The sequence below is a fragment of the Streptomyces sp. NBC_01439 genome (genome assembly GCF_036227605.1).
Lineage (GTDB): Bacteria > Actinomycetota > Actinomycetes > Streptomycetales > Streptomycetaceae > Streptomyces.
The window spans coordinates 9,170,112-9,185,036 of sequence record NZ_CP109487.1 but is presented as its reverse complement, the minus strand read 5'-3'; the positions used below and the strand labels follow the sequence as shown (position 1 = coordinate 9,185,036).

Below are 14,925 nucleotides of genomic sequence, written 5' to 3'. Positions count from 1 at the left end.
CTTCCTCCTCGGAAGGGCTCCTTCGGGAGCCGGGTGACGGTGGTGCGTGATCGGTGGTGGGGGTGGTGCTCAGGGGCAGGTGGGTACGCCGTCCAGCCAGGCGGCGCCCTTGATGTAGATGTTGGTGATCCACGACCCGTACTCGGGCAGGTAGGACCAGGCGTCGTTGGTGTAGCCCTCCGCCGTCACCGATTGGGCGTGCTTTTGGCAGTCGACGCGCACGGTGGTCGGGCCGGGGAAGCGGTGTGCCCGCGGGCTGTCGGTGGACGGTTCTTCGTGGGTCCACACGTCCGTGCCCCAGGTGCTGAACGTGCCGGGTGCCGTGGCCGGTGCGATGCGGACCGCTCCGGCGTAGTCCCCGCCCAGCCGTACGTCGCTGACGGTGATCCGGGTGCCCGATTCGCGGGCCTCGACCATCTTCCCCGCGCCCAGGTAGATCGCGATGTGGTGGATGGAGCCTCCCGGACCCCAGGCCAGGAGGTCCCCCGGGAGCAGCGGGGCGGTTCCTTGCGCGGCGGTGAAGCGCTGTTGTGCCTGCGGTGAGTGGAACTGGTGGTGGGCGTTGCCGGGGAGCGGGTCGCCGCCGACCGCACGGTGGTAGGCGTAGCGGACCAGCCCCGAACAGTCGAAGCCGAGTCGCTCCGGGTCGTGTGCGCTGTCCGGGTCGCTCGGGTCGACCTGACCGTAGGTCGGCCCCGGCTGTTGTCCGTGGCCGCCGCCCCAGGTGTACCAGGTGCCGATCTGTTCGCATGCCGCTTCTACGGCCTTCTCGGCCGTCGTGGAGGCTCCGGGGGCGAGCACACCGCACGCCTGCGCCGCCTGCGCCGCCTTGGTCGTCTTCGCCGTCTTCGGTGCCGGGGCCGCCGTGGCGTGGTGGGCCCCTGCCCAGGTGGTCAGGAGGGTGAGCACCATCACCGCCGCCACCGCCGCTCTCCGCATCGCCATGTCTGGTCCCCCTTGTCCGTGCCACGCGGTGTCCTGCGGGGCGTTGTATTCGTCGTGGTGTTCGCGCCGTACTCGCCGTACGAAGCACGGACCGGCCGCCCGTCGGGCCCTTCCGAGACTGTGCCCCGCCGCCCCTGCGTGTCGAGGAGGCACGGGTCGCCCACTGCAACGGGAAACGGGAAACCCTCGGGAAACCCCCTCCCACCAGGTTCTTTGAGCATCCGTCAACCGGCTGCCCGCGGGTCCGCGGCGGAGGCGCTCCTCGAGGTCGGGGCCGTACTGCGACCCCGTCGGGCTGGACGCTGGGGTGCCCGGCCTCTCCGTCCGGGGACCGGTCGGGGCCCCGCCGCCGCGCGGGGAGCATCGTGCGCGGTGGTCGTGTCAGGCGGAGGCCACGCGGGCGGCCTGCGCCGCAGCAGGCCGTCCCTCAATGAGCAGCAGCCGCCGGCTCGCGCCGGTCAGCTGTTCCAGTTCGGTGATCAGGCCTTCGAGTTCAGCCGACACCGCCGCCCCTCGCCCGTGCCGTCCAGGAGGTCGCCTCCCGCATCCGTCTTGGGAGCGTCACGGTCAGCGAGGGTAGGGCCTCACTCGAACTGGTCGCCGCCGGGTGACGTCCCGGAGGGCGCCGAGGAGCGGCCGCGGCGACGGTTCCCGGTGTGCGCCGGTGTGCCTTGTCCCTTGGCGGAGGCGGGGGTTGCCGGCCGGGTCCCGACCGGATGGGGCCGCCGCGGGCAGGTATGGGCGCTCCCTGCCTTGGGGTGAGGTGGTGGGATACACCAACCGGTGCTTGCCAGCGGCGAGTAACATCCCGCTCCAACGCACATCCCTGAAGAAGGAGCGTGGACTGCCGTGGCCAACGAGCCGGTCAACACCCCGATCCAGACCGAGTACGCGGAGCATCTGGCCGCCGCCCTCGCAGCGAACCAGGCCGAGCAGGCGACCCTCAGCACGCGCCTGAGCAAGCTCCAGGGCGAGGAGAAGTGGCTCGCCGCGGCGCTGGCGGACACGCCGTCGATCGTCGTTGCTGAGCCGACACCGGTGCCGACACCGACGCCGGTGCCTGCGCTCGCCCGGCCCTCGAGCAGCGCTCCCCCGGTCCGCGACGGCGCGGATGCGGCGGCCGTGCCGCTGCCGAGGGCGGAGAAGGCGACTGCGGCCAGGAAGACGGCCGCCAAGAAGGCCACGGCCAAGACGGCCGCGGCGACCCCGGCCAAGAAGACCGCGACCGCGAAGAAGGCGGCCGCCAAGAAGGCCGCGGTGGCCGGGGCCGAAAAGACCGCTCAGGCGAGCCCCACGCTCGGCCGGCTTCTCAGTGACATCCTGTCGAAGCAGCCCGGCGAACCCAAAAAGGTCAGCGAGATCCAGAGCGAGCTGGAAGAGGCGCACCCCGAGCGGGCAACGTCGGTTCAAACCATCCGCAACGCCCTGCAGAGGCTCGTTGAGAAGCACGGCCTCGAGAGGGACAACCGGCAGGGCGTGGTGCTCTACACCTGGCCCGTGCCCGAGGCCACCCCTGCGCCCGCGACGGAGGTGAAGGGCGAGGAGCCCGCACCGGCCGCCGTCTGAGCGCGGCCAGCTCCCGGTCCGGGCGGGGCGGGGGCGCCCCGCCCCGTCGGGGACCGATCAAGGGCCCGGCCCCGACGCACTAGGGCCCGTGTGATGTTGTGATCAGTCGGTGACTTTGAGGAGGTCGTCGCTCCAGATCATTGCAGCGAGGTCAGATCACCCCCTCGAACTCGTTGAAATTCCACTGAGCATCAGCGAGTTACCCACGCGTCACAACCCCAGCCTTTCCGGACTCCAGCCCCCGAACAGGGCAGAACCCGGCAGCTGATCACGACACCACGCAGGCCCTAGCAGCACACTCACGGCGCGAACCACTTCGGCGCGCGCGAACCGGTTGGCGTCGACAGGACCCTCTCCACCCAACTGGAGGAGACCGGGCGCAGTGTCAGCTCACCGCGGTCCGCGGCGTGACCGAGACCGGCGACGTGTCCGGTGAAGGCAGTTGCGGCCTACCTTTCACCCGGCCCGGCGCCAGCCGTCGGGAAGTCCAAACCGCGCTCGGCCAGCGGCAGGTGCGTCGCCGTCCCGGGCGACGGCGCCCGCTACCTCACTTGGCCTCGGTGCTCGCAGTGCCGCGTCGTGCCGTCCGTCCAGGCAAGGCGCGCGCCCGCCGAAGGCCCGCTGAGCCTCGAGCGCTACGCGACCGCCGAACACCTCACCGTCTCGCGACGCGGGAAGCTGTGCGATCCGATCGACGACGCCTTGACCGCACGCGGCCTCGAACGACGCGTCGTTGTCGCCGGGCCCACCGTCGCCTTCGCCCTGCGAGACCTTGACGCCGACGCCGTCCAGACACTATTCGCACCACTGACCGCCTCTCAACAACTCCTCACCAACCGGACCGGGCGGACCGGGCGCCCCATGCCGGTGCGCGGCAGTGGTCAACCGGCGTAGCGTGGTGGGGTATGAGCGAGGTTGTGGAAGCCAAGGGTCCGAAAGTTCCGCCGAGTTTTCCTCCGAAGTCGCCGCCGCCGCAAAAGAAGCCGGTGGAGCCGCCGCGGCCGCAGCCGGTGACGAAGCCGAAGTCCGTCACCGGAGTACCGCCGCGGCTGGTCGTCACCAGCCGGCGGGCAAGGGTGCTGGCGTTCCGCGCGGACCGATGGGCGGCGAAGAAGGCCGCCGCGCAAGCCGCACTCGCCGTCGCCGAATGGGGCTACCCGCTGCTGGACGAGCACGACTTCCTCAAGACGGTCCACGGCCTGGTCCACACGGCCGTGGCAGCCGGCGGGAAACGCGTCAGTGTCCACCTCGCCGACCAGGACGCCAAGATCCTGGTCATGGTCCTCAACCACCAGATCACCGAACAAGACGGTGCAGGACAGATCCCGACGGAGGTCGCGGCACTGCGCACCGTCGACGCCTGCGGCGCCCACACCGACCACGACGGCCACGCCTGGTGGGCACTCGTAAACGCCCAACCCGAGCCGAAGAAGCGCCTGTCGTAGCACCATCAGGCAGCCTCAGGTCACCACCGACCGCCCCCGCCCGTTGCCGGAGCGGGGCGCAATGCTGCCAACCGGAACGGTGACCGGCGACGTGTGACGGCAGCCGGGTCCTGCCCGCGGCCGGCAGCGCCACGGGGCCTGGTCGCGGTCCACACGCCGTCACGACGCCTCCGTCGAACCCTGACCGGGCAGGGTACGTCCGTTGGGGGTAGTGGTGTGGGCCGTGGCCCGGTCGGGGCGACGGCCCGTGTTCGCGTGCCGGTCAGTAGCCCGTTGCCACACAGCCCGGCCGCGGGTGGATCACCTCACGCAGGTTCCACGCCATCAACACGCGGACCCAACACGGGGCAGGTTAGCGCCGACCCCAAGACTCGGTGTCAACGGTGCGACCACGCTCATCGCGCAGCGTGGCCGTGTCGCCACGGTTGCCCCAAATGTAGTCGCGGCGGTCCTGGAAGAGGTCAGTACGGGTATCCCGGCCGTTACCGGTGTGGATACGAATCGTGGCACGGGAGCCGATACGGACGTTGTCGAAGCGGTAGCGGTTGCCGTCACTGTCACGCAGCGTCCAACCACGCAGGTTGATCGCATCGCGGGTGGTGTTCGTGATCTCCACCCACTCGGCGTTCAGAGACCGGTTGGAGTGGTCATCGCGTCCGGGACTGTCGGCCTGGACCCGGCTGATCTCCACCCGCGGCCGCTGGTGATGACGGCCTCCATCGTGCGCAGCCGCCGGCAGAGCAGCAGCAGAAACGATCGCGCCGGCAGCCACAACAGTGGCCGCGATACGACGCACGGAGGAAGAAGCAGAAGACATGGGTGACGCTCCCTCAAGAACAGTGCCTCACCAACCGAAACACGATGGTGGAGACAGTGGTGGAAATGGCTCGGGGTGAGCCGTTGGCCACACTCTCGACCCGACACGAACCCCACCGCAGCACCCACCGACACCAGTTACCAGACACGGACACATCCGTCACACTCACCTGCACACTGCACCCACCCCACCCGAACATGCCCCTGACATTCACTGAGCCCTACACCCACCCGCCCCACACACCACACCCCCACACAACTCGCTCCGGCGCACCACCAGGCGCACCCCTCCCCCACCTCACCCACCCGGACCAACCAACCAAGTAACAACCGTTCTGCAGAATTCTTCGCACACAAACCCACAAACCGCACACCCATCACAACCCGCCAGATCCCGCAAAAGCCCAACACCACCGGACACGAGACGCCTCGGGGCACACCGGCTCCACTCCGCACGGGGAAAGGGGGCAGAGGTTCCTCGGGCCGCCAGAGTCCGACGCCGTAACGACACGATCGGCCCAGTGCAGAGGAAGAAGAACCGCAGCACCGGCCAGGCCCGCTCCGTGACCGGCGCTCAGGTATCGCTCCGGCGGCAGAACTTCCCCCAGCAGCTCGGTGAAGGTACCGACGGTTCGTCCCAACCGCCATTGATCCAGCTGCCGTTGACCCTGGTGGTGACATCTGTTCGCCATCACGAGCGGCGCAAGCGTGCGACGTATTCGTCATCCTGCCCGGTGAGGAACGCGAAACCGAGTGTCTGCACGCGGTCGTCTTGGGCGGCTCGCGGCAGCTCTCGCACCGCCCTCGCCGTACGTCCGCGAGGTCAAACCTGCTGGGCCGGTCAACGATAGGACGCCTCGCCGTGTCGGGTGCCCGATGATTCGAAGGACCTGCGGCGGGCTCACGTCTTCGGATCCCAGGCAGCTGCCCGTTTCGGTAGCAGGTGAACTCCGCGGCGCCCCAGCAACTGCACAGCCCCGCGTCGGTGCCGGGTGGAAGGGTCACAGGTGGCCGGACGTCCGGCCACGACGGGGGTACGGACAGGGGCAGCGAGAACATGTACAAGTGGCCGCGTGGGGCGACAGCGTCGGGCATGACCCAGTTGGAGGCGTGGCTCCCCCAGCACGGCGGGGAGGTCGACCCCACGGTCTGCATCGTTGGCGCGGGCGGCGCTGCCGTCCGGGTACGACACCAAGGCGCGGACTGGCAAAACGGGGAGGCGGGGCTGCGGAGACGGTGCTGCGGGACGGAAACCGGATGCGGACCGCACCCCCGGCTACCGTTCCGTCCTGCTGCACGGCCTCGTAGGCTCAGGGTCGAGGAACACGAGGGGCGGGAGTTCGGTAGACATCAACGAACAGCTCGAGGCGGCACGGACCGCTCCGACGATCCCGGGCGAGGAACGGCGCCGAAGTTGGCACGAAGAGCAGATGGGAGACCACGAAGAGAACCTCCGACATCTGGCCAGCGCGGAGCAGCGGCCCGACGGCAGCGAACTCCCGATGTGACGATGGCCCTGCTCAAGGAGCAGCGAAGCATGTAGTAGGCCCCCGCGGGCTGGTCTGGGGCCATGCCGCAGCTGTCTCGTTCGGTGGCTGGGTTGATGCACAGCTCGGTGTGCTGCCTTCCCTATCGTTGCCCTTTAGGAGTCCGTGTTGTCTTCCGAACCGCCGAACCTCTACATAGTCCAGGCAGACGTGTTGAGGTCTGAGAGAGTTCTCCGAGCGGTCGAACGTGCATTGGCGCGCGCGTTGGACTCCCAGGAGGCGGCAAGGGCAGAGTACGAGGTCCACGAAGCCAAGGTGCGGGCGGAGAGCGCGACTGGTACAGGGCGCCTGGGCTTCGACGAGCGATGGGCGGGCAGCTCCGGCCTTCATCAACTCCAGGCCGACGTGGAGCTTGCACGGAAGCAGCTTCAGGCTGCCAAGCAGCGCCTGACCGCGCTGCTGAACGGTGGGCATCGCGGCCAGCTGCCGAGGTACGGAAGTGGGGTTCGCCCACGCCTCGTCCATGCCGGCTGCGCTCAGCGGCGCGCCCCGGCCCTTACCAGTGCCAGGTGAGGGTGTCGCCCTCTACCACCCCGGCCCAGCGCTCCGAGGCACGGTCGAGCGCCGCGCAAGCAAGGGCGACCTGCCGGTCGTCGAAAGGACCCTGGCCCACTCCCCCTGCCCTCAGTGCTCAGCCCGGACCAGACATGGTAGGCCCAGTTGACGCAGAGCTCGGCACGCATCACTGCATCACCGCATCACCGCGTCGCCGCCGCGCCGCATGTCCGCGATCTGCACCGGCCGGTCGTCATTCAGCTGGCGCGGAGCATCCTTCCCCGACTGCTGGTCCGCCTCTCGGGCTCAGTTGCCGACGAAGGTGAGGCTGGTCGCGTCGTAGCGGGTGCCCGCGACCTGCTCGGGTGGGGCGGCGGCCTCGAGGGCGGCGAGGTCATCGGCGGACAGCTCGACGGCCAGGGCCGCGAGGTTCTCTTCCAGGTAGCGCTGTCGCCGAGTGCCGGGGATGGGTACCACGTCGTTGCCCCAGTGCTGCAACCAGGCCAGCGCGAGCTGGCCGGCGGTGACTCCCCTCGCCTCGGCGAGCCCGTTCAGCCTCTCGACGATCAACAGGTTCCGCCCGAGGTTGCCATCGGCGAAACGCGGCTGGCTGCGCCGCACGTCGTTCTCCGCCAGCCCTTCGACCGAGCTGTACCGGCCGGTCAGGAAGCCGCGCCCGAGCGGGGAGAACGGGACCAGCCCGATGCCGAGTTCGCGGCAGGCAGGGCCGATCTCCGCTTCGAGGTCGCGGGTCCACAACGACCACTCGCTCTGCAGCGCGGCGATCGGGTGCACCGCATGTGCCCGCCGGATGGTGTGCGCGCCGGCCTCGGACAACCCGAGGTGACGAACCTTTCCGGCCTCTACGAGTTCGGCCATAGCGCCGACGGTCTCCTCGATCGGCACCTGCGGATCGACCCGGTGCTGGTAGTAGAGGTCGATGTGATCGACCCCGAGCCGACGCAGCGACGCGTCACACGCCTCACGCACGTATGCGGCGTCGCCGCGGACACGGGTGGGCTCACCCAGGCGATTGGCGAAGCCGAACTTCGTTGCCAGCACGACCTCGTCGCGGCGCCCGGCGACGGCCCGTCCGATCAGTTCTTCGTTGTGCCCGGCACCGTAGAAGTCTGCGGTGTCCAGAAGGGTCACACCCAGGTCGAGAGCATGGTGCACGGTGGCGATGGACTGTGCGTCGTCCGTGGCACCGTAGCCGTGGCTCATGCCCATGCACCCCAGGCCCTGCGCCGAAACCACCAGGCCGCCCAGGTGCCGGACGGGAAGGTTGCTCATACTGCTGCCTCCTGAGCTCGGAATCACTGCTCAGGACGCTATGCGTTGGAGCACGCTCCAAGTCAACCCGCGCCAACGTCTCGGGCCGCGCGCAATACATGCTCCCATCCACGCACCGACGACGGCCGTCCCTCTGCAACATGCAGGGAAAACACGGCCTTCAAGGACGGACGAACACGGCCCGTCAAACGCCCACCCTTGACTCGTACACGTCGCCGCCAGCAGACTCAGCATGCTTGCTGATCTTCGCTGGGGGGACTATGAACGGCTTGATCATTTTCTATGCGTGTCTGGGACTGCCGGTCGCCGCACTGGTCGCGTTCCTCCTCTGGAACGACAGGGCCACGCGGACGAAGAATCTCGACGGGCTGCAGATGGAGGAACAGGCCCGCCAACAGGCCCGCTTCGACAAGCTGTCCCCCGCGCGCAGGCTGTACATCCCACCGGGCGAACTCAACCGCCGCCGCTGACCCCGGCCGTCGACGGCCGCGCCCAGGACCGGCCTCGGGGAACACAGGTCCGGCGGTTGGCGCTGAGACCCTGTCAGCAATCAGCATCGGATCTGACTGGATTCGGGCCGCCGCGAACCCCCGGATTGCACGGGTTCATTGGACGTGCCGCCGCCCTGCCGTCAAACGATCGTTTGACGACGGGCTGACAACGCCCCGGAGACGCAGCCCAGACGGACCACTGTCCGCCAGCGGTGAACAACCGTCCGAGCGAACTCGACGGTCATTACAGTCCAATCGCATGACGACGGTCACAACGCGTGCAGTGGAGTATCCAGCCGACCACCTGACGATGGTCGGGCACCTCGCGCTCCCGGCTGGTACCGATCGCCGGCCCGCAGTCCTGATCGGACCCGAGGGGATGGGACTCAGCCACGTCGAGCGCCGCCGGGCCGAGGCCCTGGCGGAGCTGGGGTACGTGGCGCTGGCCTTTGACCTACATGGCGGGCGCTATTTGAGCGATCCCGAGGAGATGCTGGCCCGTTGCATGCCGCTGCTCGCCGATCCCGACCGGATGCGGTGCATCGGCCACGCGGCGCTTGACGTGTTGCGCGCCGAACCGCGGGCCGACGTCGACCGCATCGCGGCTATCGGATACGGCACCGGGGGCGCCATTGCATTGGAACTCGGGCGCGACGGGGTCGGCCTGCGCGCGATCGGGACAGTCAATGCACTGACCACGGGCCGACCGGGCGAGGCGGCACGCATTCGCTACCCGGTGTGGGCCGGAGTCGGTTCGGAAGACCCGATCATGCCGCCCGCGCAGCGAGAGGCATTCTCCGCCGAGATGCAGGCCGCAGGCGTCGACTGGCGCGTCACGGTCTACGGCGGAGCCTTGCACGCCTTCCACCACCCACCGGTCGACCACGCCGTGCCCCCCGGTGTCGGCTACCACCCGCGACACGCACAGCGAGCTTGGCGCGACATCGTCGACCTGCTCGCCGAGTGCCTACCCGTAACGCAGTGATGTGCTCGGCTACTGACGCTCGCTGATGCCCGCCGTCCTCGTCCTCGTCCAGCTCCGGCGCGTGCGGGCCACGCATCGTGCGCAGGGCGCCGGCGGCCGGGACCTGGGCGGTGAAGCTGAAGCGGCCGAGCAGGTTCGGGTTGCGGTGCTTGAGCGGGGACGGGTGGGAGATGTCCTCCTCTACGATCTCGGGGCCCTCGCCCCACAGCTGGGCGACGGCGGCGTCGATGTGCTTCGTCGTCCAGAGCACGATGGTGTTGAGGACCAGGCCGAGGGCGCCTAGCTGGTACGCCATGCCGTCGCGGTACGGCTGATGGATGGTGCCGCGCTTACCGTGGCACACGTCCCGGGCAAGCTTGTGGCGGGACTCCTGCACAGTGAGCTGCCGGTTCACCTGCCGCCGATGGGTGTCGTCCACCGGATCGACCACCCGCAGCAGGTGCTCGGTCTTGGCGATCCGCCCGTACTCGGCGAACGCCTCGCCCAACGGGAACCGGTGACCTTCAGCGTGTCCGGCCAGTGCGTGATCAACTTGTTCGGGTTCACGCGGTTGCGGGCCAGGGCCTCCGCCACGCCGTACGTTCCTGTGCCGACACCGGGCATCGTCGCCCGCCAGAACCGCTGGTCATCCAGGTCGCGGAACTGGGGGACGAAGTTGTGGCCAAGGATCTTGAACAGGCCGAACACCATGTTGAAGTAAGAGGCGTTGTCGGTGGTCACCCTCTCCGGCTTCACGCCGCCGCCCAGGCTCAGCAGCGCGTCCCGAATGTACAGGGAGTCGCGCGGGGTGCCGGGCACGACCATCTACCGGATGCCCGTGACCTGGCCGTTGACCCATTGAGCCAGGTGATGCCCCGCTTGAACCCTAAGTACTTGGGCGACGGCGCCGCGCTGACGGTCCGCACGGGGACGACGAACCGCAACCCGTCCACCGAGGCGAGCGGGCCTTCAACCGCCCGAGCCGGTGCGCGCCGATGTCGTCCAGCCGCTCCAGCACGCGGGCGAACGCCGTACCCGTCGTCCGCGTCGGCGGCCGGCACGCTCACCCCCGGCAGCAGCACCCGGTTGCGGCGCAGCCAGCCCACCGCGTGATCGAACAGCGCCTTCGGGCCCTCGGCGTGTGTCCACGCCGGCGCCGCCCACGGCGCCGGAGGCGTCGGTGACCCGTCCGAAGGCAATCATCTGGAGCCTGAGGGCAATGATCATGAACGTTCCGTCGATCAACGAGACCGAGTTCGCCGAGCTCAGCAGGTCGCAGGGGCACCGCCACACGATTGGGCAATACCGAGGCAGCCCTGCCGACCGGGTTGCCGGTGCATGTACCAGGCTGCGCGTCCGTGATCGGCGACACGACCGATAAGCACACACCCCACGGTGACGGCTGCGGACGCAAGAACGCCCGGCCGGGTAGTCCGGGCCGGGCGTTCTCGTCAGTATGGTTGTCCGCTGGTGGCTTAGTACCAGTGGTTGGCGGACCAGAAGTTCCAGGCGCCAACCGGGCTGCCGTAGCGGTCGTTCATGTAGTCCAGGCCCCACTTGATCTGGGTGGCCGGGTTGGTCTTCCAGTCCGCACCCGCGGAGGCCATCTTCGACGCCGGCAGGGCCTGGGCCAGGCCGTACGCGCCGGAGGAGGGGTTGGTCGCGGTGTGGTTCCAGCCGCTCTCGTGAGAGATGATCTTGTCGAAGGCGGCGAACTGGGCCGGGTCCTTGATCATCTGCTGCGCGATCGCCTTGGCGCTCACCGGGGCCGCCTGGGCGGGAACCGTGGCGAGCATGGAACCGGCGACACCCAGGGCGACGACGGTGCCCGCGAGGGCCTTCTTCGAAAGGGCGATGCGGCGAATGATGGCGTTGGACACGGAGAAAACCTTCCACAGGGAACAAGGGCGGTCGCAAACATGTCGAAGACATGCGTGAGCCACTCACGCGGTGGAGAGGGGTTCGTCGGCGGCGGGTGAAGCACCCGTGCCGCCTGGCGACTCATCCAGTTCTACAGACGCCCCGACCCCCTGGCAACGACCCCTCTTACTAACGACCCTCGCAGCCAACAACCACCAGCCCCCGACAGCACGGCAAACATCCGCGCAGGTGAAAGGCCACTCCTAGGGCCGATACGGGGGCCTGTCAGGGACTACTACCCCGGTTCGTATGTGACGTGGACCCTATGGGGCGGGTCACCCCCGAGACACCCGAATCTCACCGACCGTGATCAGCCGAACCCCTCTCGAGCACGACCAGCCGGCAACCAGAACCACCTAACGACCAAAGCGAGACGGGCCGACTGCGGGAAGTGAGGGTCTTGGCGAGGGGTGCAGATACGACGTGCAGGCGGGTTTCTAAAGGCTCCTCCAGATCGGCTCACGGGTACTGGGGAAGACGCCGAAAACGGTGGCGGACATCTGTGAGCCCTTCGGGCTGGGCGGCGAAAGAGCTGCCCTCCATCAGGCCGAGCTTCACGAACGGGTGCACACGGAGTCCAAGTACGGGCGACGCGCCTGGTGCTGTGAGGATCAGGATGGTTGGGCGAGGACGACGGCTCGCAAGAAGGCGGAGGAAGCTCGGCCGTACGGCCGGCCTTTGATCAGTTTGGTGCGGGTGACCTGCCCCTCGGCGGCGCCGGAGCTCCAGGGGAGCGTCAGGCCGTTCACAACGGCGTCCCAGTCGATCCGGAGGAAGGCCGCGAAGCCCTTGATCAGCCGTGGACCTTGATCGCGGGCAGGGCCCTCCAGCTGGTGGGGTCGCGACCTCGACGTTCGCGGGCGGTAGCACTGTGCTCGGGCCGGGTGTTCTGCGTTCAGGGCGCAGCCGCCACGTCCAGGCCGGACGGGCCGGACGGGCCGGACGTTGCGCGGGCCGGGCGCTCTGCGTCACGGGGGCGGCGGCGTCCAGGCCGGGTCGCGCCCGCTCAGTCCAATGGCCCGGTCCAGCAGTGGGGCGTCCTCAGGCACGGGCACGACGGCCCCGAAAACGCCCCCGTCGCGGCCATCCTCCCGCGCGGCCGCCAGCAGAAAGGCGTGCGAGGCGCGCAGCGCCACCTGATCGGGTACGTACTGCTGACCGGTCGCCCGGGCCACGTCCCATCCGTGCACCACCAGCTCGTCAACGGCCACCACCCCCGCAACGGGGCCGGGCAGGTCCACACCACCCGCCCGGGTCATACCGGTCCAGGCGGCCGGGTCCTGCCAGGCCTCCGCCAGTTCGCCAAGGACCCTGGGCAGGTCCTCACGCCAGCGGGCGGGTAGAGGGTGCGCGGCCTGGCCGGGAGGCGTTTCGGTCGTGGCGCCGAGGTCTTTGCGGGCGGCGTCACGGAAAGCGATGGAGAGGCTTGCTAAGTGACCCAGCAGGTCGCCGACCGTGTACGCGGGACACGGCGTCCGGCCGGCGAGTAGCGCATCAGGGACGGCGGCTGCAAGACGGGCCACGATCCGGGCCTGCGGTCCGAGATCGAAGGCCGCCGTACCGGTCATCTGCCGCTCCTCCCGGATGGTGGATCTGCAGGCTAAGGGCTGCCCCGTACTCCTTGGTGGATCGGCGCGCGACCTCAGATGCGGCACCCCCGCAAGGCGGAGGGATGCCCCCCATACGGGAGGGGCATACGGGTGCTCCGAGAACCCGGGGATCCCCGGACAAAGTCTGGGAGGGGCAGGTTCCGTAGCCGTCGTCGGGCATCCGCCGGAAACTACGGGCGGCAGGCCCGTACGCGTCAACGCACGAACGGGCGAACTCGATCCCCGGACGGACCGGCGCGCCCCGCTCGACGTGCCCACCCCACGACGGAGGATGAGGGACTGTGATGACAGTCCTGGTAGTCGGCGTAGCGGAAGGCGCGGAGCTGGAGCTGCTGCGGTCGCGGATCCAGCGCAACCCCCACTTCCGGGTCATCTCCTACGCCCACACACCCGACGTCGCTCTCGCGCACGCCCGGGTGCTACTCCCCGACATCACCGTGCTCACGCTGTCCGGCGGCTTCCGTGACGACCCGGCCGCGCTCGGCGTGTTCCAGGGGGTACGCGCCCTTGACCCGCCCAGCGGGGTGGTGCTCCGCACCAGAGCGGGGGCAGCCCCCGGCGATCTCGACGTCGCCTGCGCCGACGGAGCCGTCCACCTCGTCCGCGCAGGTGACGAGGAAGGGCTGATGCGGGCCCTGCGCACCATCGGGCTACGCCGCGCGACCTGCGACCCGGACGAAATGCCCTGACCCTCCGCTCCCCTGCGCGAGGGTGTACGAACGGGGCGGACGGTACGGCGTCCGGCGCCGCGTCAGGCGAAGCGCTCAGGACGGGTACGGCCGAGCAGGTTGCCGTGGCCGTCGCGAAACCATGATGTGGGCCCTGTCCCCCACTGGATTCCGGCGTAGGCGACCTTGAGCGCCAACTGACCGGGGCCGGGCACGGGCTCATCGAGTTCAGCGACGCGGTAGCGGTCCTCGGCACCAAGAAGAACAGCCTTCCTGGTCACACCATGGAAAGCCCGGTCGAGGAGTCCCACTTGGCATTGCCGCAGCGTAGGGCGGTTCCGGCAACTGTCATGGGCTCGGGCTCAGTCCCGTTCGGCGGGCTTGGCGCCTGTCCAGTGGTGGGCGGGTCGTCGGTAGGGCCGACCGGTGACAACTTCGAGACCGACGTCGTGGTGCGTGGCACGCGGTAGGTTTTTCGAGCCGGGCGGCCGTCCGGGACCTGGGCGGGAGGGCTTGGGAACATCAGCTGGCGAGGGCAGCCGCGCATGGAGGTTCCTAAACCCGCGACAGACGCGGGCCGAGGCGCACGGCGTCCAAGTTCTCGGTCCAGGATTCGGCCGATCTCGGCGCGGCTACGAACGGGTAAGGCCAGCCGGGGATCTTCCGGTGCTCGCTCGTCCCCGCCCGTAGGTGTGGCAGAACGGGCGGTCCGGCGAGGTCGCGGCTCCCGGCCAGAGAGCGCCGCAGTCGGGCGAGGTCTGGGCGACCTCAATGGAGAGCACACTAGAGGGCCCCGCTACCACGATGGCGTTCCGGACTGAGCGGGAGATCGACCAGACCGTCAGAGGACAGCAGCGCGTCCGTCAGCGCCAACAAGGGGTCCGCCCGTCCGGTCATCGGCGCGGCGCGTACGGCTCCGCCCGGAAGCGTGACAGCAACGCGAACGCCTCACACTCGCGCTCCCCACCCAGCGGGCTGGTCCGCACGGCCTCCCACCGCTTCACGTGCGCTCCTTGATCGGATGCGCAGGATCAGGCAGAGGCCACCCTCACGTCCGGTGAACCCCCAGGTGAGGGAGCAAGTACCAGCCGCTGTTCGAGGGCATGGGTTACGGCCAGCTGAGCTTGTTCTTCATCCTCCCGTTCCGTCGCAGAACGTGCTCATC

The 14,925-nt window shown here is 69.2% G+C and carries 13 protein-coding genes and 1 pseudogene; 6 read left to right on the top strand and 8 right to left on the bottom strand.

The annotated features are described in order from the left end of the window. Positions 1-69 precede the first annotated feature (69 nt). Positions 70-945, bottom strand: coding sequence for a C40 family peptidase (locus OG207_RS41855; protein ID WP_329106707.1), 876 nt, complete (start codon positions 943-945; stop codon positions 70-72). A gap of 381 nt (positions 946-1,326) precedes the next feature. After that, on the bottom strand, positions 1,327-1,449 hold the full coding sequence (locus OG207_RS41850; RefSeq protein ID WP_329106705.1) for a hypothetical protein: 123 nt from the start codon (positions 1,447-1,449) through the stop codon (positions 1,327-1,329). Positions 1,450-1,794: 345 nt separating this feature from the next. Between OG207_RS41850 and OG207_RS41845 the strand changes: the two genes are divergently transcribed. From OG207_RS41845 to OG207_RS41835, 3 genes are all read left to right on the top strand, one after another. Continuing rightward, entirely contained in the window at positions 1,795-2,511 is a 717-nt protein-coding gene (locus tag OG207_RS41845) for a hypothetical protein (RefSeq protein ID WP_329106702.1), read from the top strand. A 579-nt stretch (positions 2,512-3,090) separates the two neighbouring features. Next, the gene (locus OG207_RS41840) at positions 3,091-3,405 is read left to right on the top strand and encodes a hypothetical protein (RefSeq protein ID WP_443072845.1); all 315 of its coding nucleotides are present in this window, start codon (positions 3,091-3,093) and stop codon (positions 3,403-3,405) included. Between the two features lie 11 nt (positions 3,406-3,416). Next, positions 3,417-3,956 carry a hypothetical protein gene (locus OG207_RS41835; protein WP_329106700.1) on the top strand — a complete coding sequence of 180 codons (540 nt, stop codon included), beginning with the start codon at positions 3,417-3,419 and terminating at the stop codon, positions 3,954-3,956. A gap of 352 nt (positions 3,957-4,308) precedes the next feature. Here OG207_RS41835 and OG207_RS41830 read toward each other — a convergent pair whose 3' ends face one another. Then, on the bottom strand, positions 4,309-4,773 hold the full coding sequence (locus OG207_RS41830) for a lamin tail domain-containing protein (RefSeq protein WP_329106698.1): 465 nt from the start codon (positions 4,771-4,773) through the stop codon (positions 4,309-4,311). A gap of 2,347 nt (positions 4,774-7,120) precedes the next feature. Then, a complete protein-coding gene (locus tag OG207_RS41825) occupies positions 7,121-8,107 on the bottom strand; it encodes an aldo/keto reductase (RefSeq protein ID WP_329106696.1) in 987 nt (328 codons plus the stop codon). 269 nt (positions 8,108-8,376) lie between these two features. On the opposite strand from OG207_RS41825, the gene OG207_RS41820 reads away from it, so the two are divergent. Both OG207_RS41820 and OG207_RS41815 read left to right on the top strand, forming a co-directional pair. Further along, positions 8,377-8,577, top strand: a complete 201-nt coding sequence (locus OG207_RS41820) for a hypothetical protein (RefSeq protein ID WP_329106694.1) — start codon at positions 8,377-8,379, stop codon at positions 8,575-8,577. Positions 8,578-8,857: 280 nt separating this feature from the next. After that, a complete protein-coding gene (locus OG207_RS41815; protein ID WP_329106693.1) occupies positions 8,858-9,583 on the top strand; it encodes a dienelactone hydrolase family protein in 726 nt (241 codons plus the stop codon). A 28-nt stretch (positions 9,584-9,611) separates the two neighbouring features. On the opposite strand, the pseudogene OG207_RS44190 reads toward OG207_RS41815, so the two are convergent. The 3 genes and pseudogenes from OG207_RS44190 to OG207_RS41795 form a co-directional block, all read right to left on the bottom strand. Beyond that, a pseudogene (locus OG207_RS44190) lies at positions 9,612-10,602 on the bottom strand (Tn3 family transposase); the annotation flags it as partial. Between the two features lie 435 nt (positions 10,603-11,037). Continuing rightward, entirely contained in the window at positions 11,038-11,442 is a 405-nt protein-coding gene (locus OG207_RS41800) for a transglycosylase SLT domain-containing protein (protein WP_329094937.1), read from the bottom strand. Between the two features lie 1,008 nt (positions 11,443-12,450). Beyond that, the gene (locus OG207_RS41795) at positions 12,451-13,050 is read right to left on the bottom strand and encodes a TIGR03086 family metal-binding protein (protein ID WP_329106691.1); all 600 of its coding nucleotides are present in this window, start codon (positions 13,048-13,050) and stop codon (positions 12,451-12,453) included. 326 nt (positions 13,051-13,376) lie between these two features. On the opposite strand from OG207_RS41795, the gene OG207_RS41790 reads away from it, so the two are divergent. Next, complete coding sequence (locus OG207_RS41790) at positions 13,377-13,781, top strand: hypothetical protein (RefSeq protein WP_329106689.1); 405 nt, start codon at positions 13,377-13,379, stop codon at positions 13,779-13,781. A gap of 62 nt (positions 13,782-13,843) precedes the next feature. On the opposite strand, the gene OG207_RS41785 is transcribed toward OG207_RS41790, so the two are convergent. Beyond that, on the bottom strand, positions 13,844-14,071 hold the full coding sequence (locus tag OG207_RS41785; RefSeq protein ID WP_329106687.1) for a hypothetical protein: 228 nt from the start codon (positions 14,069-14,071) through the stop codon (positions 13,844-13,846). Positions 14,072-14,925: the final 854 nt, after the last annotated feature.

Excerpts from the sequence above, each read along its gene's own strand:
- OG207_RS41795 (WP_329106691.1), bottom strand. The coding sequence starts at position 13,050 with ATGACCGGTACGGCGGCCTTCGATCTCGGACCGCAGGCCCGGATCGTG.
- OG207_RS41790 (WP_329106689.1), top strand. The coding sequence starts at position 13,377 with ATGACAGTCCTGGTAGTCGGCGTAGCGGAAGGCGCGGAGCTGGAGCTG.
- OG207_RS41825 (WP_329106696.1), bottom strand. The coding sequence starts at position 8,107 with ATGAGCAACCTTCCCGTCCGGCACCTGGGCGGCCTGGTGGTTTCGGCG.
- OG207_RS41815 (WP_329106693.1), top strand. The coding sequence starts at position 8,858 with ATGACGACGGTCACAACGCGTGCAGTGGAGTATCCAGCCGACCACCTG.
- OG207_RS41835 (WP_329106700.1), top strand. The coding sequence starts at position 3,417 with ATGAGCGAGGTTGTGGAAGCCAAGGGTCCGAAAGTTCCGCCGAGTTTT.
- OG207_RS41830 (WP_329106698.1), bottom strand. The coding sequence starts at position 4,773 with ATGTCTTCTGCTTCTTCCTCCGTGCGTCGTATCGCGGCCACTGTTGTG.
- OG207_RS41855 (WP_329106707.1), bottom strand. The coding sequence starts at position 945 with ATGGCGATGCGGAGAGCGGCGGTGGCGGCGGTGATGGTGCTCACCCTC.